This window comes from Corynebacterium sp. 74A (assembly GCF_008930665.1).
Taxonomy (GTDB): Bacteria; Actinomycetota; Actinomycetes; order Mycobacteriales; family Mycobacteriaceae; genus Corynebacterium; species Corynebacterium megadyptis.
Genome location: NZ_PQMG01000001.1, coordinates 86,626 through 107,829 on the forward strand (window position 1 = coordinate 86,626; position 21,204 = coordinate 107,829).

Annotated in this window: 18 protein-coding genes and 1 tRNA gene; 5 read left to right on the forward strand and 14 right to left on the reverse strand. The window is 62.3% G+C overall.

The window, feature by feature from the left end:
• The first annotated feature begins 25 nt into the window (after positions 1–25).
• On the forward strand, positions 26–1,153 hold the full coding sequence (locus GBB11_RS00390; RefSeq protein WP_151548573.1) for a TDT family transporter: 1,128 nt from the start codon (positions 26–28) through the stop codon (positions 1,151–1,153).
• Here the strand turns inward: GBB11_RS00390 and GBB11_RS00395 are convergent.
• The 10 genes from GBB11_RS00395 to GBB11_RS00440 form a co-directional block, all read right to left on the reverse strand.
• Positions 1,150–2,460 (reverse strand): anaerobic C4-dicarboxylate transporter, encoded by a 1,311-nt coding sequence (locus GBB11_RS00395; protein ID WP_151548574.1) that lies wholly within the window; start codon positions 2,458–2,460, stop codon positions 1,150–1,152. The two genes, GBB11_RS00390 and GBB11_RS00395, sit on opposite strands and share 4 nt — an antisense overlap.
• A gap of 409 nt (positions 2,461–2,869) precedes the next feature.
• A complete protein-coding gene (aspA, locus tag GBB11_RS00400; RefSeq protein WP_151548575.1) occupies positions 2,870–4,309 on the reverse strand; it encodes an aspartate ammonia-lyase in 1,440 nt (479 codons plus the stop codon).
• Between the two features lie 375 nt (positions 4,310–4,684).
• Positions 4,685–5,530, reverse strand: coding sequence for an ATP phosphoribosyltransferase (gene hisG, locus GBB11_RS00405; RefSeq protein ID WP_151548576.1), 846 nt, complete (start codon positions 5,528–5,530; stop codon positions 4,685–4,687).
• 124 nt (positions 5,531–5,654) lie between these two features.
• Positions 5,655–5,918, reverse strand: a complete 264-nt coding sequence (locus tag GBB11_RS00410; RefSeq protein ID WP_151548577.1) for a phosphoribosyl-ATP diphosphatase — start codon at positions 5,916–5,918, stop codon at positions 5,655–5,657.
• Between the two features lie 81 nt (positions 5,919–5,999).
• Complete coding sequence (locus GBB11_RS00415) at positions 6,000–6,680, reverse strand: HAD family phosphatase (protein ID WP_151548578.1); 681 nt, start codon at positions 6,678–6,680, stop codon at positions 6,000–6,002.
• A complete protein-coding gene (locus tag GBB11_RS00420; protein ID WP_151548579.1) occupies positions 6,673–7,128 on the reverse strand; it encodes a DUF2867 domain-containing protein in 456 nt (151 codons plus the stop codon). Before GBB11_RS00420 ends, GBB11_RS00415 begins: the two co-directional genes overlap by 8 nt.
• A 38-nt stretch (positions 7,129–7,166) precedes the next feature.
• Positions 7,167–10,787 carry a methionine synthase gene (gene metH, locus GBB11_RS00425; RefSeq protein ID WP_225979071.1) on the reverse strand — a complete coding sequence of 1,207 codons (3,621 nt, stop codon included), beginning with the start codon at positions 10,785–10,787 and terminating at the stop codon, positions 7,167–7,169.
• 162 nt (positions 10,788–10,949) lie between these two features.
• The gene (locus GBB11_RS00430) at positions 10,950–11,366 is read right to left on the reverse strand and encodes a hypothetical protein (protein WP_151548580.1); all 417 of its coding nucleotides are present in this window, start codon (positions 11,364–11,366) and stop codon (positions 10,950–10,952) included.
• Positions 11,367–11,460: 94 nt separating this feature from the next.
• Complete coding sequence (mshC, locus tag GBB11_RS00435; RefSeq protein WP_151548581.1) at positions 11,461–12,714, reverse strand: cysteine--1-D-myo-inosityl 2-amino-2-deoxy-alpha-D-glucopyranoside ligase; 1,254 nt, start codon at positions 12,712–12,714, stop codon at positions 11,461–11,463.
• A 75-nt stretch (positions 12,715–12,789) separates the two neighbouring features.
• On the reverse strand, positions 12,790–13,614 hold the full coding sequence (locus tag GBB11_RS00440; RefSeq protein ID WP_151528874.1) for an undecaprenyl-diphosphate phosphatase: 825 nt from the start codon (positions 13,612–13,614) through the stop codon (positions 12,790–12,792).
• Between the two features lie 62 nt (positions 13,615–13,676).
• On the opposite strand from GBB11_RS00440, the gene GBB11_RS00445 reads away from it, so the two are divergent.
• From GBB11_RS00445 to GBB11_RS00455, 3 genes are all read left to right on the forward strand, one after another.
• Positions 13,677–14,609, forward strand: a complete 933-nt coding sequence (locus tag GBB11_RS00445) for an aldo/keto reductase (RefSeq protein ID WP_151548582.1) — start codon at positions 13,677–13,679, stop codon at positions 14,607–14,609.
• Between the two features lie 58 nt (positions 14,610–14,667).
• Complete coding sequence (locus GBB11_RS00450; RefSeq protein WP_151548583.1) at positions 14,668–15,684, forward strand: YncE family protein; 1,017 nt, start codon at positions 14,668–14,670, stop codon at positions 15,682–15,684.
• A gap of 81 nt (positions 15,685–15,765) precedes the next feature.
• A complete protein-coding gene (locus GBB11_RS00455; RefSeq protein WP_151548584.1) occupies positions 15,766–16,869 on the forward strand; it encodes a quinone-dependent dihydroorotate dehydrogenase in 1,104 nt (367 codons plus the stop codon).
• Positions 16,870–16,969: 100 nt separating this feature from the next.
• On the opposite strand, the gene GBB11_RS00460 is transcribed toward GBB11_RS00455, so the two are convergent.
• Together GBB11_RS00460 and GBB11_RS00470 are read right to left on the reverse strand one after the other, a co-directional pair.
• Positions 16,970–17,419: a hypothetical protein gene (locus GBB11_RS00460; protein ID WP_151548585.1), complete on the reverse strand. Its 450-nt coding sequence runs from the start codon at positions 17,417–17,419 to the stop codon at positions 16,970–16,972.
• 90 nt (positions 17,420–17,509) lie between these two features.
• Positions 17,510–18,049: a YbhB/YbcL family Raf kinase inhibitor-like protein gene (locus GBB11_RS00470; RefSeq protein WP_151548586.1), complete on the reverse strand. Its 540-nt coding sequence runs from the start codon at positions 18,047–18,049 to the stop codon at positions 17,510–17,512.
• Positions 18,050–18,225: 176 nt separating this feature from the next.
• Between GBB11_RS00470 and GBB11_RS00475 the strand changes: the two genes are divergently transcribed.
• Positions 18,226–18,311: transfer RNA gene (locus GBB11_RS00475), tRNA-Leu, on the forward strand.
• A 198-nt stretch (positions 18,312–18,509) separates the two neighbouring features.
• Here the strand turns inward: GBB11_RS00475 and GBB11_RS00480 are convergent.
• Both GBB11_RS00480 and GBB11_RS00485 read right to left on the reverse strand, forming a co-directional pair.
• Positions 18,510–20,270: an alpha-glucosidase gene (locus GBB11_RS00480; RefSeq protein ID WP_151548587.1), complete on the reverse strand. Its 1,761-nt coding sequence runs from the start codon at positions 20,268–20,270 to the stop codon at positions 18,510–18,512.
• 10 nt (positions 20,271–20,280) lie between these two features.
• Positions 20,281–21,144: an endonuclease/exonuclease/phosphatase family protein gene (locus GBB11_RS00485; RefSeq protein WP_151548588.1), complete on the reverse strand. Its 864-nt coding sequence runs from the start codon at positions 21,142–21,144 to the stop codon at positions 20,281–20,283.
• Positions 21,145–21,204 lie beyond the last annotated feature (60 nt).

Below are 21,204 nucleotides of genomic sequence, written 5' to 3' on the forward strand. Positions count from 1 at the left end.
GCACCGTTTTGGCACAGTGGTAGAGGTGACTCAAGAAACAACCACCTCTCAGGCTCGACCTTCCCTGCCGCATGCCCGTGTTCTGGGCAGGCAGCGTCCCCTCCTCGTCCCAGGACCCGGCCCCGCCTGGTTCGGTGCGGTGATGGGTACTGGCATCCTTGCCAATCTGTTCATCACTGTCGGCGGCATGCGGCTGCTCGGCGCCGTCATGCTAGTGCTGGGCTGGCTGATGCTGGTGGGCATCACCGTCGCCTTTTTTCACCGTTCGCACCGGGATCGCGCCGTGCTCTTTTCCTCGATCACCGATACCGGCCAGTGCACCGGCTGGGGCATGGTGGCCATGGGCTATCTCTCGGTGGGCGCGGCCACTCCCGTGGTGTTGGGGGCCTGGGAGGCCCCAGCAGGGGTGATGGATGCCGCCTGGAGCGTGGACATGCTGATGTGGCTGACCGGAACCACGATCGGCATCATCGGCGCCTTCGGCATGGGCTATGTGATCATCAGGAACCGCCTCGCCGAGCCTCGCCCGGTATGGGGGCTGCCGATCGTGGCACCGATGGTGGCGGCGACCACGGGCGCCTCGCAGGTGCCGCAGCTGGCGTCGACAGGCGCCAAGGTGTGGATGCTCATAGCATCCACGGCCTGCTTCTTCATCGCCCTCGTTTTGGCCTCGATCGTCTTTATGCTGTCCTATGTGCACGCGTGGCGACGCTCTCCTCTGCCGCCGGCGGCGCTGATTTCGGCATGGATTCCGCTGGGCATTATCGGCCAGTCGAGCGCGGCGGCGCAGGTGATCGCGCGCCAGGCAGCATCCTTCGCGCAGCCGGATCCGGCTAGCCATATCCTGCACATCGCCGACGTCTATGGGCTGGTGATGATGCTGCTCGGCATTCCGATGCTGCTGGCGGCCTTCTACCTCAGCTATAGCGGCTTTTTAAGCGCGATGCCGGTGCATCCCGGCTGGTGGGCGCTGACCTTCCCCGTGGGAACGCTCGCGCTCGGCACCCACTTTTTGGGTACGCATATGCCGCTCTTCTCGGCCCTCAGCCATGCTTTCTTGCTGCTCCTCGTCGCCCACTGGTTCGTCGCCGCCTATGGCTCGGTGCGCAGCATCGTCGCTGCGCACCAGCAGCGCAAAGGCGCACCCAGCTAGAGGACGACGCCGCCGATGAGAAAGCCCAACCCCACTGCGAGGGCGATGCACACGGTGCCCGGTACGAGGAAGGGGTGGTTAAACACTGCCTTGCCGATGCGGGTGGAGCCGGTGTCGTCCATTTCCACTGCGGCCAGCAGCGTGGGATAGGTGGGCAGGATAAAGAGCGAAGACACAGCGGCAAAGGAGGCCACGGCCGTGAGCGGAGCGACGCCCACGGCCAGGGCGGCCGGCATAAGCGCCTTTGTGGTGGCGGCCTGGGAGTACAGCAGGGCTGCGGCGAAGAAGAGGATCACCGCCAGGCTCCAGGGGTAATCGGTGAGGAAGTCCGCAGAGAAGGCCGTGATCTGCTCCAAGTAGTTATTGATAATGGTGGTGCCCAGCCAGGCCACGCCCATAACGCAGACGCAGGCGCTCATCCCGGCCTTGAACACCTGGGTGCCCACAATCTCTGCCGCCGGAATCTTGCACACCATCACGATGATGGCGGCGGTGCTGAGCATGATCGCCATAATCGCTTCATTGCGCGGCAGGCTCGGATCGCTGATCAGCCCCACTTGCTCGGAGATGAGGGTGGCATAGACCATCACCAGCGCGATAGCGGCGAGAAAAATCAGCACCGAGGCACGAGCCCCTGCGGGAGCGGTATAGTCCCGTGCCCCCTGCGGCGGTGAGACCAGTCCTTGTTTCAGCCGGGACTGGTAGACGGGATCGTCCTCTAGTTCCTTGCCCGAGCGGTTGGCGAGGAAGGCTGTGGGGAAGATTGCGAGGAATGTCGCGGGGATAACCACCGCGAGCAGCTGCAGATACCCGACTCCGAGCGGCTCTATGATCGAGGCCATAAACACCACTGCTGCGGAAATTGGCGAGGCGGTGATGGCCATCTGCGAGGCCACGACCGCCACCGAGAGAGGCCGCGAGGGGCGTACTTTGCCTTCCTTGGCGACTTCGGCGATGACCGGCAGGGTGGAAAAAGCAGTGTGGCCAGTGCCGGCGAGCAGCGTCATCAGATAGGTGACCACTGGTGCGTAGTAGGTCACGCGCTTCGGATTGGAGCGCAGGATCTTTTCCGCCCAGTGCACCAGATAGTCCATACCTCCGGCTCGCTGCATCGCGGCGATGGCGGCGATGACGGCCATGATGATGCCGATGACATCGAAGGGGATGTCCTCACGGCTCACGGGCACGCCCGTGGCTCCCAGCAGCAACACCCCCAAGCCGCCGGCAAAGCCAATGGCGATCGAGCCGAGCCGGGCACCGAGGACGATCGCCGCGAGAACAATAAGGATCTGTAGGGCAACAAGCACGAGTGGCTCCTCACATCTTGGGGATGGTGCGCAGCGATGTGCACAACCGCGCCCGCGGTTACAGACACCGCTCGGCGCCTCCCACATTCACCTGAGGGCTAGAGAAGCCCTCAGCAATACAAAACAGGTACGTACACGTGTCCTCTGTGCTGCGACATGGGCCTTCACTTCTCGTGTGGAAGGCAGGAGAGCACAGGCGGACACCGCATGCCTAGGACCGGTGCGAGGGAGATGCGCAGCGGGCGAGCTCACGCCACAGCGCGCACGGAACATAGCTTCGCGGCATGCCGAAAAAGGGGCAGTAGATGAGCCATCGATAGCGTGGCTCATCCCCATACCAGAGACATCCTACTTCAACTGAGGGGTGCTCGAACGAGGGTACTGCTCCCCTAGCACCCAGCAGGTAGAACTACTGCTGCTCCTGCTGCTGGTGCGCAGCCTTGAACTTCGGGTGCATGAGATTGTCCACACTTAGCACCTCGTCCAGTGTCTCCTCATCGAGCAACCCACGCTCCAGGACGAGCTCCCGCACGCTGCGGCCGGTACGGGCCGCCTCCTTGCCGATGAGATCGCCATTGTGGTGGCCGATGAAGGGGTTGAGATAGGTGATCACTCCAATGGAGTTATCCACGTAGTCGCGGCATACCTGCTCATTGGCGGTGATGCCGGTCACGCACTTCTCCCGCAAGGTGTCGCAGGCATTGCCCAGCAGCGAGATGCTCTCGAAGATCGCCTGTCCAATAGCAGGCTCCATCACGTTCAGCTGCAGCTGGCCGGCCTCGGAGGCCCAGGTGACCACGCTGTCATTGCCGAAGATCTTGAAGCACACTTGGTTGACGACCTCGGGGATCACCGGATTGACCTTGGCCGGCATGATCGAGGACCCCGCCTGCATCTCCGGCAGGTTGATCTCATTGAGGCCGGCGCGCGGACCCGAGGAAAGCAGGCGCAGGTCATTAGAGATCTTGGACAGCTTCATGGCGGCGCGCTTCAAGGCGCCGTGCAACAGCACATAGGCGCCGCAATCGCTGGTGGCCTCGATGAGGTTCTCGGAGGCGGAGATATCGAGCCCCGTGACCTCGCGCATCGCTTCGATGATGGTGTCTTGATAGCGCTCGGGGGTATTGAGCCCCGTGCCAATGGCGGTGGCGCCCAAGTTCAGGGAGAGCAGCCGGTGGGCGGCTTGCTGGATCACCTCGTGCTCCTCGCCAAGATTGACCGAGAAGCCGGTGAACTCATCGCCTAGGGTCATCGGAACGGCGTCCTGGAGCTGGGTGCGGCCCATCTTGATCACGCCAGAAAATTCCTCGCCCTTGGCCGCGAATGCCTCGCAGAGCGCATCGATCTTGGCCACCACGTCCTGCACGGCCGCATAGACTCCGAGCCGGAAGCCGGACGGGTACGCGTCATTGGTGGACTGGCTCATATTCACATCGTCATTGGGATTGATAAAGACGTATTCACCCTTGTTCTTCCCGATGTGCTCGAGCGCGAGATTGGCCACCACCTCATTGGTGTTCATATTCACTGAGGTGCCTGCCCCGCCCTGGAAGACGTCGATCGGGAACTGGTCCATGGCTACCCCATGGTCCAGAATCTGATCGCAGGCCCACACAATGGCATCCGCCTTATCCTTTGCCAGCACCCCGAGCCGATGATTGGCCATAGCCGTCGCTTTTTTGACCATTACCATTCCCCTAATAAATTCAGGGATCTCATTAATGGTGGTGCCGGAAATCTGGAAGTTCTGCATCGCCCGAAGGGTATGCACGCCATAATAAGCGTCTTGGGGAACCTGCATTTCTCCAAGCAGGTCTTCTTCAGTACGAAAAGCGTAGGTCGAAGCCATGCGAACCCTTTCAATTCACTCGATTCTCTGTATATCCACCCCAATGGTAACGCCGCTTCTGGCGCGGCGAATCGGGCCGCACAAGTGGCGGAAGAAAAGAGATCGTGGCCAACATAAGAAGAAATGAAGAGTTTTTACATAACGGTTGTACTGGATCAATGTCCATGCTGTGTATCCACCATCGTCTGCGCTCCCGAGCTGAGAACACGCTGCGGTTCCAGGAGCTAGTCTTGCGGCTCCGGCGGCCGCTCCCCCAGAGACGCAAAACGCCCACCTCCACCTATTTCGGGGGTGGGAATGGGCGGGCTATGGCTCCACGGATAGTGGCGGAGCACAGAACTCCTCGGCCGCAGTGGCCGTCGAGCGCGGGTGCGGCTAGATGCGGGCGATGGCGATCTCGGAGGCGAGGATGGCCTTGGCACCGACGGCGGCCAGTTGATCCATCACGGTATTGGCGTCCTCTCGCGGCACCATGGCGCGCACGGCCCGCCAATTGTCCAGTGCCAGCGGCGAGACGGTGGGACCGGATAGACCTGGAGTAATGGCCGCACATTCCTCGAGCTTCTCGGCCTCCACGTTGTAGTCGAGCATCAGGAAGTTGTGGGCGTGCAAAATGCCCTCGATACGGCGCAGCAGCACGCGCTGCTCTTGGGTGACTTCGTGGCCCTTGCGCCCCACGACCACCGCTTCGGAGGTGATGATCGGTTCACCGAAAGGAGCCAGGCCCTGCTTGCGCAGGGTACGGCCGGTAGACACCACATCGGCGATCACATTGGCCACGCCCAATTTGATGGAGATCTCCACCGCGCCCTCGAGGCGGATAACACTGGCATCGATGTCGTGTTCCTGCAAGAAGGAGCGCACGAGATTGGGATAGGAGGTGGCGATGCGGGCGCCTTCCAGATCCGAGATGCTCCACTGCTCGTCCTTGGGCGCGGCGAAGCGGAAGGTGGAATCGCCGAAGCCGAGGGCAAGCACCTCCTCGGTCTCCTCGCGGCAATCTGCGGCCAAATCACGGCCGGTGATGCCGAGATCTAATTGGCCACTGGCCACATAGATGGCGATGTCTTTGGGGCGAAGGAAGAAGAACTCGACGTCATTGCGCTTGTCCATCACGGTCAGCGCTTTGGAATCGCCGCGGGAGGGATATCCGGCCTCAGTGAGGATGGACATGGCCTTCTCGGATAAGGAACCCTTGTTGGGAACTGCCACTTTCAACATGATCTAGCTCGCTTTCTACGCTGGGTCGCACTGGGCGCTGCTTATTGCCGCGGGAACGCTGTGGGGTGCATGCTGCGCTGCACTGAGAAAAGGAGCGCCCGTTGTGGGGCGCCGTCGATCGTGCTTAGAGGTACTTGTACACGTCCTCGGGGCGGATGCCACGAGCCACCATAATTACCTGAGACCAGTAGATGAGCTGCGAGAGTTCCTCGGCGAGTTCCTCATCCGACTGATACTCCGCAGCGAGCCACACTTCGCCAGCTTCCTCAATAACCTTTTTGCCCAAGGAATGGACCCCGGCATCAAGGGCGGCTACAGTGCCGGAATCGGCGGGCCGATTCTTCTTGCGGTCGAGGAGCTCTTCATACAGCGATTCAAAATCTTTCACAATCGATCATTCTTTCACAGAGCCGCCGCGGGCGTGTGCTGAGGCGGTGTTTTCCCCTACAGCGAGGGCAGCCGCGCAGGGCTAGGGCAGCTGCTCGAACCACTGCTCGACCATATCGGCGGTGATCGTGGAGAAGTCGATGGAGCCATGGAGTTCGGCGAGGGTGCGCACCCGCTCGGGCGTGGGTGTCGTGGCATCAGCCACCACGCCAATCACCCGACAACCAGCTGCGGCAGCGGCTTGCATGCCCGTGGCCGAGTCCTCGAAGACCAGGCAGTCGTGGGGGTCGAGGCCGTATCGCTGAGCGGCGAGGAGATACATGTCCGGCGCCGGTTTTGGCCGCGGTACCTCATCGCCAAAGAAGGCGGTATCAAAGAAGTGCTCCCCCACCGCAGAGACCGCGTGATGGGCCAAGGCGCGCGGGGTGTTGGTGGTGATCGCCATGTGGATGCCCCGGCGAGAGAATTCGCCCAAGAGGGCCCGCATTCCCAGCACCGGCTGCAGCTGATTATCAAAGAGTTCGGTCACACGGGCATACATCTGCTGGCGCAAGCCCTCATAGTCGAGATCGGCCACCTCTACCTCGGCGTGGGCGGCGCAGATAGCCAAGGTGTTATCGAAGTTGCCGCCCACCGTTTTTTCCCGCAGCTCTGGGGTGAGCCGGCGCCCGACCTGCTCGGAGAGTTCATAGGTGGCCACCCCCCATAGCGGTTCGGAATCCACAAGGGTGCCGTCCATATCCCAGAAAATAGCTTTAAGCACTACGAATAATCCCTTTGAGCATGGAAGAAAGAATGAAGAGGTGGATGGGCAAAAGCGCGTACCAGTAGAGGTTGCCGGCCACGGAGGTGCTATGAAAGCGCGCCCGTTGGGTCAGGGTGTGGCCATGAATCTCCCAGGCGAGCGTGGCTTTGCCAGGAAGCCGCGCGGCTACCTTTAGTACCAGCCGCTCAGGGCGCTCGATCTCGGAGACCACGAAGAAGCCCACCGCATCGCCTTCGCGCAGGGTGCGCGGGTGGCGCCTGGGCCGGCGCATCCCCGGCCCGCCGAGTAGCTCGTCCACGCGGCCGCGGATGGCCCACGGCAGCGCGAGTGAGAACCAGCCATTCTCGCCGCCGATACGTTCCAGGGCGGCGAACACAGCGTGGGGAGAGTGGCAGAACACGGCGCTGCGCTCGTCTTCAAAGGTCCGTTTCGGGGCAGTGAGCATGCGTTCGAGAATACCGCACGCCTAGTATCCGGCCGGCGCTAGACGTTGAAGTACTTCGCCTCGGGGTGATAGAGCACGAAGGCGTCGGTGGATTGCTCGGGGTGGAGCTGCAGCTCCTCCGAGAGGCCCACGCCGATACGCTCGGGCTCGAGCAATTCCACGAGCGCGGCTCGATCTTCGAGGTTCGGACAGGAACCATAGCCGAAGGAAAAGCGCGCCCCGAGGTACTCAAGGTCAAAGAAGCCGGTGACATCGGTGGGATCGGCCTTGGCCGCATCGGAGCCATCCGCGAAGGCCAGCTCGGCGCGGACGCGCCCGTGCCAATACTCGGCGAGAGCCTCGGTGAGCTGAACGCTAATGCCGTGGATCTCGAGGTAGTCGCGGTAGTTGTCCTTGGCAAAAAGCTCATTGGCGAAGTCAGCTATGGGCTGGCCCATAGTCACTAGCTGCATCGGCCACACATCCACCGTGCCGCGGGCACGCGCCTCTTCCCAGGGCAGGATGAAATCGGCGATGCATAGAAACTTGCCGCGCTGCTGCCGGGGGAAGCTAAAACGCATCCGCTCGGGGGCATCTGGGCGCGGCTCGGAGAGGATCACCACATCATCGCCCTCCGATACGGCCGGGAAATAGCCGTAGACCACAGCAGCATGATCGAGGATTCTCTCGGGCTTGAGCCGATCAATCCAAGCGCGCAGGCGCGGCCGGCCTTCGCTCTCCACGAGTTCCTCATAACTTGGTCCGCCGTCGCCACGGCTGCCGCGCAAACCCCACTGCCCGAGGAAGAGGGCTCGCTCATCCAGGCAGGTCATATACTCCTTCAAGGCAATACCCTTGACCACGCGGGTGCCCCAGAACGGCGGGGTGGCGACTTCTTCGGGAATGCTCACTGCGGAGCGGCTGGGCACCTCCACTGGTTCCTGGGCGGCCTTGCGCTCGGCGGCGATGCGCTTGGAGCGCTCGCGGCGCTCGCGACGCGCCTTCTTTTTCTCCTCGCGCTTCGCCTTCTCAGCTGCCTCGGCCTCGCTCAGTTGGCCCTTTTCGCCGCGCGCATCCTGCATCACCTCGTTCATCAGCCGCAGCCCCTCGAAGGCATCGCGGGCGTAGAACACATCGCCGTGATAGAGCGCATCGAGATCGTCTTCCACATAGGTGCGCGTCAGCGCCGCCCCGCCGAGGAGCACGGGATAACGATCCGCTTCTTCGCGCTCCGCGAGCTCGTTGAGCTCGAGCAGGTTGTCCTTCATCACAACGGTGGATTTCACGAGCAGCCCCGACATACCGATCACATCGGCTCCGTGTTCCTTCGCCGCGGACGCGATGGTGGCGATCGGCTGCTTAATGCCGAGATTCACCACGGTGTAGCCATTATTAGAGAGGATGATATCCACTAGGTTCTTGCCGATATCGTGCACATCACCCTTCACCGTGGCGAGCACAATGGTGCCCTTTGACCCAGTGTTATCGGAGGCCTCCATGAAGCTTTCGAGATAGCCCACCGCCGATTTCATGGTTTCGGCGGACTGCAGCACGAAGGGCAGCTGCATCTCTCCGGAGCCGAAGAGATCACCCACCGTTTTCATGCCCCGCAGTAGGTCCTCATTGATGATGGCAATAGGGCTCTTTTCCGCCATCGCGGCATCGAGATCCTCCTGCATCCCGTTTTTCTCGCCATCGATGATGCGCTGGGCCAGCCGGTCGAGCAGCGGCAAAGCGGCGAGGGCTTCTTGGCGGGCATCTTGGGCAGAGGCCGCGGAGACGCCGTCGAAAAGCTCCATGAACACCTGCAGCGGGTCATAGTCCTCGCTGCGGCGGTTGTACACCATATCCAGCGCCACCTCGCGCTGGCGCTCATCGATGCGGTTGAAGGGGATGATCTTGGAGGAGTGCGCAATCGCGGTGTCGAGGCCCGCGTTGATGCATTCGGAGAGAAATACCGAGTTGAGCACCTGGCGGGCTGCCGGATTGAGCCCGAAGGAGATATTGGACAGCCCGAGTGTGGTGTGCACCCGCGGATACTTCGCCTTGAGCGCCTTGATGGCCTCGATCGTTTCGATGCCATCGCGGCGGGTCTCCTCCTGTCCCGTCGAGATCGGGAAGGTGAGGCAGTCGACGATGATGTCTTCATGCCGCAGCCCATAGGTGCCGGTGATGTCCTCGATGAGGCGGGTGGCGATCTCCACCTTCTTCTCTGCGGTGCGGGCCTGGCCCTCCTCGTCAATGGTCAGGGCCACCACCGCGGTGCCATGCGCCTGCACCAGCTCCATGATGCGGCGATAGCGGGAATCGGGGCCGTCTCCATCTTCGAAGTTCACCGAGTTCACCGCGCAGCGCCCGCCGAGCTTTTCCAGCCCCGCCTCGATCACGGCGGGCTCGGTGGAGTCGATCATGATCGGCAGCGTGGAGGAGGTGGCCAGCAGCTCCGCGAAGCGTGCCATGTCCTCGCGGCCATCGCGGCCTACATAGTCAATACACACATCGAGCATGTGTGCGCCATCCCGGGTTTGGGTCTTGGCGATATCCAGGCAGGTCTCCATGTCTCCAGCGAGCATCGCCTCACGAAAGGCCTTGGAACCATTGGCGTTGGTGCGCTCGCCGATCATGGTGATACCGGTGTCTTGGGTGAGAGGCACCGCCGTATAGAGCGAGGACACAGTATCCTCCGGCTCTTCTTGGGGGCGTGCGGTGGGGTTATCCCTTTTGCCCTCGAGCTTGTCGACGACAACCCGGATGTGCTCGGGGGTGGTACCACAGCAGCCGCCCACCATGGCCAAACCATAGTCATCGACAAAGCGGGCCAGCGCATCGCCGAGTTCTGCGGGCGTGAGGGGATATTCGGCGCCATTGGGGCCGAGTACCGGCAAGCCAGCATTGGGCATCACGGACACCGGCACCGAGGCGTGGGTGGCCAGATAGCGCAGGTGCTCGCTCATCTCGTGGGGGCCGGTGGCGCAGTTGAGGCCGATCATGGAAATACCCAGCCGCTCCAGTGCGGTTAGGGCGGCGCCGATCTCGGAGCCGAGCAGCATTGTGCCGGTGGTTTCCACGGTGACGTGGCAGAGAATGGGCCGACTGACCTGCAGCTCTGCCTCGGCCTGATGGATGCCGTGGATAGCGGCCTTGACCTGGAGCAAATCCTGGGCGGTCTCCACTAGGAAGGCGTCGACCCCGCCGCGGAGCAGGCCCTTGGCGGCCAGATAGTAGTACTGCTTGAGATCGCCGAACTGGGCGTGCCCCAAGGAGGGCAGCTTCGTGCCCGGCCCGAGGCTGCCGAGCACATAGCGCGGCGTGGCCTCCTCACCGGCGGAGTACTCATCGCACAACTCGCGAGCGATCTGCGCGCCCGCGTAGGCCAGTTCCTCGCAGCGATCGGCGATGTCATAGTCGGCCAGGTTCGGCAGGTTACAGCCGAAGGTGTTGGTCTCCACCAGCTCGGCCCCGGCATCGAGGAAGTCGCGATGGATCTCGCGGAGCACATCGGGGCGGGTGACGTTAAGGATTTCGTTGCAGCCCTCAAGATTCAGGAAGTCGCTGTCTAAGTCCAGATCAAAGCTCTGCAGCTGGGTGCCCATGGCCCCATCGCCGACGAGTACGCGGGTGCCGAGGACCTCGGCGAGAGGCGGGGTGGTGATCTGCGAAATAGCGTCAATCTGGCTCATGAAATAGACAGCTTAGTACGCAACTAGCGAGTGATCCAAGCCAATGGCCCTGCTCGCAAGAAACCGAGCGGTCTAATCACTGCCTGAGCTGCGCTCTCCCTACACACCACCGACACTCGGACGCTGGCGCGGATACATCCAGAGTGTGCAGCGTAGACGTGGTTATTTCTCCCCGTCCGAGGGCTCGCCGAGCTCCCACTCCTGCTCCAGCGGGGCGCCGAGGCTGCGGCATACTGCGCGGAAAAAATCGCTGAACTCAGCGGATTCCTCGGTGTCCAAGAGGGCATAATCGACGCTGCGATCAATGCGTTCAAGTTCGGCGATGGCGGCATCCACCTCGCGGTGCAGTGCCGCCTCGCTGGCGGTGCCGGTGTCCGCGGCGCAGCGATAGGCGCGATCGAGGAAGCCCCGCAGCACGGACTCCACCAGCGGCACAATGGCTGGTGGATAGGGCTCCTCCCAGTAGTCGGTGTCACCGTCGGAGAGATAAGCGCCGGTGGCGAAGTCGCTGAGATCTGCGCACAGCGTGCTGATCTGGGAATCGAAGTGGCTGCGTGGCGCGGGCGTGGTCTGGCTCATGGTGTGTATTCTGCCTGAGCCCACGCCGCCACGCAGCCTCGGAGACTGCGGCCAGCCCCACCCCCAGGCTGGATCGCGGTGCGGAGAGAGGTGTTTAGAGCTCCACGCCGAGCAGGGCGTCGAAGGCGGTGCGCACATACTCGCCTGCGGCCGAGAGCTGCTCCTGCGGGGACGATGTCTCCGTATCCTGCGCTGCGGCCCAGGCATCTGCGGCCTCCAGCGCCCCAGGGGTGTCGAGATCCGCAGCCAGGCGCTCGCGTAGCTGCTGCACCAAGCGCTGCGCGGCAGCCTCATCGGTGGTGGCGGCCATCGCGGCGCGATAGGTGGCGAGACGCTCTTCCGCGCGTGCCAAAACGGCATCGGACCAGTCACGGTCCCCGCGATAGTGTGAGGAGTAGATACCGAGGCGAATGGCGGCCGGCTCATGACCAGCAGCGGTGAGCTTATGCACGAAGACGAGATTGCCCAGCGACTTGCTCATCTTGACCCCATCGAGGGAGATCATTCCGGCGTGCACATAGTGCCCGGCCATGCGCTGGGAGCCAGTGAGCGATTCATAGTGGGCGGCCGAGAATTCGTGGTGCGGAAACGCCAGATCGGAGCCGCCGCCCTGGATATCGAAGATGTCCTTCAAGCGGTTGTTGGCGATCGCGGAGCACTCGATATGCCAGCCGGGCCGGCCCGCGCCAAAGGGGGCGTCCCAGCTCGGCTCGCCTTCGCGGGCGGCGCGCCAAATGAGCGCATCCAAGGGGTGGCGCTTGCCGGGGCGATCGGGATCGCCGCCGCGGTCGGCGAAGACATCGCGCATCTGCTCGGGGGTGTAGCCGGAGATGTAGCCAAAGTGCTCGGTGGCGTCGATTGGCGCGTAGATATCGGGATGCTCCGGATCGTCCACCGCATAGGCGGCGCCCTTGTCCAGCAGCTGCTGCACCACCGTTATCACTTCGCCGACGGCCTCGGACACCGAGACGAAATCGCGCGGCGGGATCACCTTCAGCGCGGTCATATCCGAGCGGAAGAGCGTGGTTTGGTCGTCGCCAAGCTCGCGCCAGTCCACATTATCGCGGGCGGCGCGCTCAAATAAGGGGTCGTCGACGTCGGTGACGTTTTGGACGTAAACCACCTTGTGCCCGTTATCCAGGAGCTGGCGGTAGATAAGATCGAAGGCGACATAGGTTGCCGCGTGGCCTAGATGCGTCGAGTCATAAGGGGTGATTCCGCACACGTACATCCCAGCGGTTGCTGCGGGGTGGACGGGGCGCACGCACTGATCTGCGGTGTCGTATAGCTGAAGTTCTACGCAGTCCCCGCTCAGGGCAGGAACATCAGGTTGAGGCCAAGAATGCATGCGCCCCACTCTAATCCATCACATAGTGGAGCAAAGAGCGGGGCGATAGCCACGGGCACAGGCGCAGATAACTCCCTAGGCCTGCAGCACTCCGAATCCGAGCAGCGCCATCACGAGAAGGCCGAAGGGGATGCGGTAGGCCGCGAACCACGCGAAGGAGTTATTGGCCACGAAGCGGAGTAACCAGGCAATGGAGACATAGCCCAGCACGAAGGCGATGGAGGTTCCGACCAGCAGTTGCAGGCCGCTGGCGGCTTGGCCGGCGTCCGGCGCGAAAGCGTCGGGAAGCGAAAACAGCCCCGATGCGAGCACGGCGGGAATCGCGAGCAGGAAGCTGAAGCGGGTGGCCACTTCCCTATCCAAGCCCACGAGCAGGCCGGCGGAGATGGTGCCGCCCGAACGGGACACGCCGGGAATAAGAGCCAGGCATTGCGCGAAGCCCATGGTTAGCGCATCCTTCATCGTCAGCTCGTCATAGCTGCGCTGTTTTTTGCCCACGCGCTCCGCCCAAATGAAGACGAAGGAGAACAGAATCAGCACGGTGGCGGTGATCCACATATTGCGGAAGTTGTCGCGGATGAGGTCCTTGAGCAGCAGCCCCAGCACACCCACTGGGATGGAGCCGACGATGACCATCCAGCCCATGCGGTAGTCGAAGCCACGCTTGTTTTTATCGACTACGCCGGCGAACCAGCCGGTGAGGATGCGCCAGATGTCTTTGGCGAAGTACACCAGCACTGCGAGCTCGGTGCCGAGCTGGACCACGGCGGTAAAAGAGGCACCGGCATCGGCGCCCCAGAACAAACTGGAGACGATGCGCAAATGCCCTGAGGAGGACACGGGAAGAAACTCGGTGAGGCCTTGCACGATAGAGAGCACAATGGTTTGTGTCCATGACATCGTTTCAGGGGCCTGTGCAGCGATTACGTCGTTCACCCGTTAGAGGCTACTACTCTTGAGGCGTGGAACAAACCAATGTAGGACGGAGCGGACTGCGCATCCCGCGCTTAGGACTAGGCACCCTGACATGGGGTGCGGGCACCGATCGGGAGGCGGCGAGCGAGATTCTGCGCCTGTTCACCAGCGCCGGCGCGTCGCTTATCGACGTCACCCCGCAGCACACCACCGGCACGGCCGCAGTAGAGTACCTCGGCACATTTCTGGGGTCTGAGATCTCTCGGGAGGATCTCATCATCTCGGCTGCGGCGGGTACGCTGCCAGATCAGCCGGTGGGCCGGCGCGTCGATTGCTCCCGCCGCGGATTGCTCAACCAGCTCGATAGCTATCTGCGGCTGCTCGGCACGGACCATCTCGATCTCTTTTCCATCGACTACTGGGACGAGCTCACCCCCGTGGAGGAGGTAGCCGATGCCCTCGACTATGCGGTGCGCACGGGCAGGGTGCGCTATGTGGGCGCGCGTGGGCTCAGCGGCTGGCAACTTGCCGTGCTGCGCGCCGCCGCCCCCGTCGCCGCCCGGGGCGTGGTGGGCGCCAGCGGCGAGTACAACCTGCTCAATCGCCTACCCGAGCAGGAGCTTTTGCCTTCGGCGCACCACCACCAGGTGGGGTTTATCGCTGGTGCGCCGCTGGCCCATGGGGTCTTGACCGGCAAGTATCGCGAACAGAATGCTTCTGCTCAGGGACGCAGCGCGGAGGCCCACGCCTATTCCGAGGCGCGCGATCGCGCCATCGTCGAAGCGCTCACTACGGCGGCCCTGGGATTGAATATCTCTGCCACCACGGCCGCTATCGCCTGGGTCTTGGCCCAACCCGGGGTCGACGCCACCCTAGTGGGGGCGCGCACACCGGAGCAGTGCGAGGAGGCCTTCGCTGCGGCCGAGGTGCAGCTGCCCAAGGCGATCATTGAGGCCTTAGACGACGTCTCGCTCTCATAGCGCTCTGGTAGCCTTAAGCGTTGTGAAGAAGCGTCGGAATCTAGTTCTAGCAGCACTTGTGACCTCCTCCGCTCTGGTGTTGGGCGCCTGCGGATCCAGTGGAGACGATCCCGGAAAACAGGCTCGTCCGGTGGGATCGGCAGAGGCGCAACGCTCCCCCGCCGCGGAGAACGTGGACGGTGACGTGCTCACGCTCGGCGGCGAGTTCAGCACGATCGATGGGCTGGCCGTTCTCGGCGATCATATTGCCGTGCGCTCCGGCGATAAGCTGGGTATCGGAACTCGGGAACAATTCGAGGACGACGACTTCAGCGTTGTCGATATCGCCGAGGGCTGTGGAGAGCTCAGCGCCGGCGCCACCGACTTTGTGCTCGCCTGTCCGCAGGCCGTCGACGGCACGGAACAAGGCGGCGTGGTGTATCTCATCGACCCCACCGCGCCGACACTGGAGAACACCCGCACCGCTGAGGAAAGGTTCACCACCGCCACCCAAACTAGCACCGGCGATGTGGTGGCTGCCGCCGCGGATTCCTCACGCATCATTACCTTCCCGCATGACGATCCCACGGCCACCACTGAGATCTCGATGACCGACACGGTGGATCAGCTGGTGTCTACCACCTATGCCGATCACCTCGACCCGGTCGTGGTGATCAACCGCAAGTTCACCACTATTCAAGGCCTCGACAGGGAGCAGCGGCGTGAGGGCGGGCGTTTGCGCGCCGGCGCCGGTATCGGCACGGTCGCCCCTGGCGAACAGGGTGTGTTCCTCGCCGCCGACACCGAGGGCGATCAGCTCTTGGTGTATACCCGCTTCGATGTGGTGCGCCTGCATCAATCGATGCCGGTTGACCGCAGCCCGTGGGCGGTGGCTTGGGACTCCTCCCAGCAGCTGGCCTGGGTGGCATCCACTGGCACCAATAGCCTCGTGGGATATGACCTATCTACCGGCGAGCCGCTCGAGCAGCAGCGCTACTCCACCGTGGCTGATGCCACGAGCCTCGCAGTGATGGATAATGGGACCAAGGTTCTTGCCTCGGCTAGCGGAGATGGCATTCAGTTCCTCGACTCTTAGCAGCGTGGCCAGCTCCGTCGGCGCCTGCGGACTTCCCCCTCTGACACACCGTTGATACTCATCGTTTAAGGACACCCCTGTATGGCCTCATCGTCGTTTCGTTCCACCCTCTATAACAAGGCCTTGAAGGCGATGTTCACGCTGCGTCCCGAACGCATCCACGGGATCATCAATAACGGCCTCTCCGTACTGCAGACCACTGGGCCCCTTAATCGTGGCTTGGAGAAGATCCTGCCGGTGCACGACGAGATCTTGGCTCAAGACATATTCGGCGTGCGTTTCCCCCGCCCGCTGGGGCTGGCGGCCGGCTTCGATAAAAACGGCAGCTCCCCCGATGCCTGGACCCCGATTGGTTTCGGCTATGCCGAGCTCGGCACCGTCACGGCCTCCCCGCAGGCGGGCAATCCCACCCCGCGGCTGTTCCGCCTGCCCGAGGACCGCGCGATCCTCAACCGCATGGGCTTTAACAACGACGGCGCCGCCGCGGTGGCCAAGAACCTCAAACGCCGCAGGTCCGACGATGTCATCGGCATCAACATCGGCAAGACGAAGGTAGTGGATGCTGCCCACGCCGCCAGCGACTATCGCCGCTCCGCGACCCTCTTGGGCAATCTGGCCGATTACGTCACGGTGAACGTCTCCTCGCCGAACACCCCGGGCCTGCGCGATCTGCAGGCAGTGGAATCCTTGCGCCCCATTCTGGAGGCGGTCCTCGAATCCACCACCACCCCAGTGCTGGTGAAGATCGCCCCCGATCTCTCGGACGAGGATGTGCTGGCCGTGGCCGATCTCGCCCTCGAGCTCAAACTCGCCGGTATCGTGGCCACCAACACCACCATTTCCCGTGAGGGGCTGCGCACCGACCCAGCCGAGGTAGAGACCATGGGCGCCGGCGGCATCTCCGGCCCTCCGGTGGCCGCCCGTTCCCTCGAGGTGCTCCGGCTCCTGCGTGAGCACGTGGGCGATCAGCTGGTCCTGGTGAGCGTCGGCGGTATCGAGACCCCCGAACAAGCCTGGGAGCGCATCGCTGCCGGCGCCAGCCTATTGCAGGGCTACACCGGCCTGATCTATGGCGGCCCCGACTGGATCCGCGATATCCACAAGGGTATCGCCCACCAGGTTCGTGCCCACGGCTTCTCCTCGCTCAGCCAGGCCGTCGGCTGTGGCAAGGCATGGGTGGACTAGAGCCAGCCGCACATCCGAAAAAAGGGCCGCCCGTACGGGGCGCGCCCTTCTTTTCTGCCTTGCGTGTCTGCCGCTGGAACTCCACCGACTCCCTGTGTGGCTATGCCACGGAGCGGCGGATCACCAGCGCGCAGATGAGAGCCATGGTGGCGTAGACCGGCAGCCACCACGATTCCAAGATATAAATCGGCTCGGTGGTGATGAAGCGGCTAAACACGACCAGCCCCACAGCAACCACCAGCACCACGATATGGCGGGTGGTGCGTTCCTCATTGCGGTGTGTCGTGCCGAAGGCACCCAACAACATGGCCGAGACGATGATCAGTAAAAAACCCCACGTGACGGGAAAGAAACCGGTTAAACCGCCGGTGATCAGGCTGATCAGCGTAAACAGCGCCAGGACTATGGCTAGGGCCAAAAATGCGCCGCCCACTCGCAGAACCGGAGGGACGACCACCACGGCCGCCTTGTCCTGCGCGCGCGGGGTGCGGGCGCGCTGCGCAGAGGATGCAGGAGTGGTGCGGGGCCGAGAACGCTTCTTTTTTCCCATAGTGATTCAAAACACTACCCCAAGCTGGGGTTATATGCACGTCCCCGCACCGAATGCGGGGGCGACGGGTATGGGAGTATCCGGCGAGTTTTAGGAGTTTTCGTGCCAACCCCACGTGATCGCACGGCCGATCGAGTGGAAGTAAAGGTTGAAGCCGAGCACCGTGGGGGTGGCGTCCGGATCAATGTCGAGCTTCTCGGTATCGACGGCGTGCACCGCGAAGAGATAGCGGTGCGGGCCGTGGCCCTCCGGCGGCTGCGGTCCGAAGTAGCCGCGGGAGCCGGAATCGCCGCGCAGCGAGACGACATCCCCCATAGATTCCAGGGTGCCATCATTGGCGGCGCCGGTGGCGAGTTCACTGACATCGGCGGGAATATTAAACACAGCCCAGTGCCAGAAACCAGAGGCCGTAGGAGCGTCTGGGTCGAAGCAGGTGATAGCGAGAGACTTCGTGCCCTCGGGAAGATCAGACCAGGCCAGCTGCGGGGAGACATCCTGGCCGCCGAGCTGCTCCTCCTTGAAGGTGCCGCCGTCCTCGAAGTCGCTCGAGGAGAGCGGGAAGCTCGGGAGGTCCTTCAACGGGGCATAGGGGTCGGGTCCGGGGAATCGTGAATCGTTGTAGTTGCTCATACTCCCCGTTTCTACCGAAAAACTCTCCACCGTGCCGCGAAGCGGAACTTTCACCGCTGAGATTCGCTCCGTTCATAGGTGTGAAAATGTCCCTTTGTGCAGGGGATTTGATTATATTGCCGCGTTCGGGCTACAGTATGCGAGTGCCCAGCCGAGAGGCTGCAAACAAAACCCAAGCCCGGGTGGCGGAATGGCAGACGCGCTAGCTTGAGGTGCTAGTGTCCTATTAACGGACGTGGGGGTTCAAGTCCCCCCTCGGGCACTTTGTGAAATCCTGTGTTCATCATGTGATGAGCGCGGGATTTTTTCATGTCTCGGTGCGCAGCTGAGCACGGTAACCACGGCGGCGAGTAGCCCTAAACACCGGCCTCTACCCCACTGCCGCGCCCACAAAGAAGCAAGCGGAGAGCCCGGTTCACGCTATGTGCCGGGACGTCTCCCCTCTCCTCCAGCTCGTGGGCTAGGGCTGTAGGGCGTGGCCCAGATACACCTTCGCCTCATAGGGGCGCAGAACACTACCCGCATCGTCTGCGTAGTTAGAGGAGATCAGCCGCCACCCATCGCCGTCGATACCACGGCGCTGCAACGCCGCGGTAGATGCATCTGCGTAATCACACTCCACCGTGGTGGCGCTGAAGTTGGCCACCACCACCAGCCGTTCATCCGCGGTGGCGCGGGCGTAGCTAAAGATGGTCTCGCTCCCTGGCTCGAGCAACTGGAAGCTACCCCGGCGAATTACTGGATGCTCGCGACGCAGGGAAATAAGGCGCCGGTAGTGGTGGTAGACGCTGTGCGGATCTGCCACGGCGGCACGGGCGTTGATATCGGGATAATTCGGGTTCAGCGGCAGCCACGGAGTACCCGTGGTGAAGCCAGCGTGCTCACTCTCATCCCATTGCATAGGAGTGCGGGCGTTATCTCGGCTCTTCGCCGCGATATAGCGCATCATATGCTCATGCGAGATGATTCCGCTGCGCACATACGTCTCATAGGCGTCGTGGGTTTCGAGATCGTCATAGTCATCGATTTCAGGGAAGCTGACATTAGTCATCCCTATCTCTTCACCCTGGTAGATATACGGGGTGCCGCACATCATGTGCAGCACAGTGCCCAGCATGGAGGCAGAAACCACGCGGTACTCGGGGCTGTCATTGCCGAAGCGGGATACGGCCCGGGGTTGGTCGTGGTTATTCCAATACAGCGAGTTCCAGGCGCGATCTTCTAGTCCCTTTTGCCAGTGCTCCAGCGTGGCAGTCAGTGCGCTCAAGCTGGTTCGACGATCCGACCATTTACCCCATCCTTGCTCGGAAAAGTCGAGGGATACATGCTCGAACGTGAAGATCATGTCGAGTTCCCCGCGCTCGAATCCGGCATAGAGAATACCGTCCTCCACCGTGGTGATTGGGGTCTCCCCTACGGTGAGCGTGTCATAGTCGTCGAGCACCTCTCGGCGCATCTCCTGGAGAAACTCGTGAACGCGTGGCCCATTGGCGCTCATAGCGAGCGAGGATTCGCGGCTACCGCGTGCGACGGCGGGATCATTGACCGCTAGGGGTGCGTCGATAAGCTCCTGCGGCTTGGAAATCAGGTTGATCACATCCATACGGAAACCGCCGACGCCCTTATCAAGCCAGAAACGCATCAGATCGTAGACTTCGCGGCGAACCTCAGGGTTCTCCCAATTCACATCCGGCTGTTTGGGGGAGAACATGTGCAGATAGAACTGCCCCGTGGTCGCATCGAACTCCCATGCCGAGGGACTAAATGCGGAGATCCAATTATTAGGCGGCAGCGGCGTGCCGTCTCCGCTATATCCGGATGGATCGCGCCAGATGTAGTAGTCGCGATAGGGATTGTCCCTCGAGGAACGGGAGCGGCGAAACCACTCGTGTTCATCCGAGGTGTGATTGACCACCAGATCCAGCAGAATCCTCATTCCGCGCTGGCGTGCCTGCGCAATAAGTTCCTCCACATCGGCCATGGTGCCGAATTCCTTCATCACCGCGCGATAATCGGAGATGTCATAGCCGTTATCGTCATTGGGCGAGGCGAAAATAGGAGAAAGCCACAGCACGTCGACGCCGAGCTGCTGCAGATAATCCAGTTTTTCGCATATGCCGCGGATATCGCCGATGCCATCGCCATCGGAATCTTTAAAGCTGCGCGGATAAATCTGATAGACCACCGCGTTGTCGAGCACGCTGCGGCGTGGGCTGGTCATTCGGTACTCCTTAGAGTTGTGGGTCGTCATCGGGTGTGGTGTCCAGCGAGACCACAACGCCGGAGTGGTCGGACACCGCTTCGGAGCTGTTGTCGGCAAAAACCACGGTGTGGCTGCGGGCGCGCACCCCGCTGCTGGTGAACACATAATCAATGCGCAAATCTTGGGTGTTGTCGTCCCAGCCGTGAATTGTTGTGTGCACAGTCGCCTCGCCCTGCACCTCAGCCGCCTGGTGGAAGCTATCGGACCACTGGCCCGAGCGCATCACGTAGTCGTAGCCGCCGTCGGTGTCTCCGGCAGGAACGTTAAAGTCGCCGCAGAGCACCACTGGGGCTAGGCGGCGCAGCTGGTCGAGTTGCGGACTCATATGGCGCCATTCGCGGGCGAAGAAGGTATCGTTATCGCCACGCCACCACGAGAAGTGGGAGGATACCCACCACAGACCAGCGCTATGTACCGCGAGCGAGGCGCGGCGGCGCACGTCGTCATACTCGAAGTCACCACCATGGCTGAGCTGGCGCGCCTCCGCGATGCCGTGGCGGGACACGATCGCAGTACCCTCATCGAAGACGCCGAAGCCGCGGTGCACCGGAATCCACGTCCAGCTCCACGCGGTATGGGAGTCGAGCTGCCGCAGAGCCTGCACGAGCAGTAGTGCGTAGTTGTCCCCGTGCACGGCAATGGAATCCAAGGCATCCCGAGCAGGTATCCACCCTTCGAGATCCGCGGCTGGGGGCATACAGCGGGACTGATTGACTTCCTGCAGCGCGATAATGTCTATGCTCTCGTCGACAAGCATGCGTGCGAGGGAATACAGCTTGGGAATTTGCATCTCTTCCATCCAGCTGTGGGTGTTGAGGGTGAGAACCTTCATAGGCCTTCCTAGCTCACGGGGCGCAACAATAGCGGTCTCCCCCAGTGTATGAAGACGCGG

What these genes read in the sequence shown, in the direction of transcription:
- aspA (WP_151548575.1), bottom strand. Translation starts at nt 4,309, where the DNA reads ATGGCTTCGACCTACGCTTTTCGTACTGAAGAAGACCTGCTTGGAGAA.
- hisG (WP_151548576.1), bottom strand. Translation starts at nt 5,530, where the DNA reads ATGTTGAAAGTGGCAGTTCCCAACAAGGGTTCCTTATCCGAGAAGGCC.
- GBB11_RS00420 (WP_151548579.1), bottom strand. Translation starts at nt 7,128, where the DNA reads ATGCTCACTGCCCCGAAACGGACCTTTGAAGACGAGCGCAGCGCCGTG.
- metH (WP_225979071.1), bottom strand. Translation starts at nt 10,787, where the DNA reads ATGAGCCAGATTGACGCTATTTCGCAGATCACCACCCCGCCTCTCGCC.
- GBB11_RS00430 (WP_151548580.1), bottom strand. Translation starts at nt 11,366, where the DNA reads ATGAGCCAGACCACGCCCGCGCCACGCAGCCACTTCGATTCCCAGATC.
- mshC (WP_151548581.1), bottom strand. Translation starts at nt 12,714, where the DNA reads ATGCATTCTTGGCCTCAACCTGATGTTCCTGCCCTGAGCGGGGACTGC.
- GBB11_RS00440 (WP_151528874.1), bottom strand. Translation starts at nt 13,614, where the DNA reads ATGTCATGGACACAAACCATTGTGCTCTCTATCGTGCAAGGCCTCACC.
- GBB11_RS00455 (WP_151548584.1), top strand. Translation starts at nt 15,766, where the DNA reads ATGGCCTCATCGTCGTTTCGTTCCACCCTCTATAACAAGGCCTTGAAG.
- GBB11_RS00460 (WP_151548585.1), bottom strand. Translation starts at nt 17,419, where the DNA reads ATGGGAAAAAAGAAGCGTTCTCGGCCCCGCACCACTCCTGCATCCTCT.
- GBB11_RS00470 (WP_151548586.1), bottom strand. Translation starts at nt 18,049, where the DNA reads ATGAGCAACTACAACGATTCACGATTCCCCGGACCCGACCCCTATGCC.
- GBB11_RS00480 (WP_151548587.1), bottom strand. Translation starts at nt 20,270, where the DNA reads ATGACCAGCCCACGCCGCAGCGTGCTCGACAACGCGGTGGTCTATCAG.
- GBB11_RS00485 (WP_151548588.1), bottom strand. Translation starts at nt 21,144, where the DNA reads ATGAAGGTTCTCACCCTCAACACCCACAGCTGGATGGAAGAGATGCAA.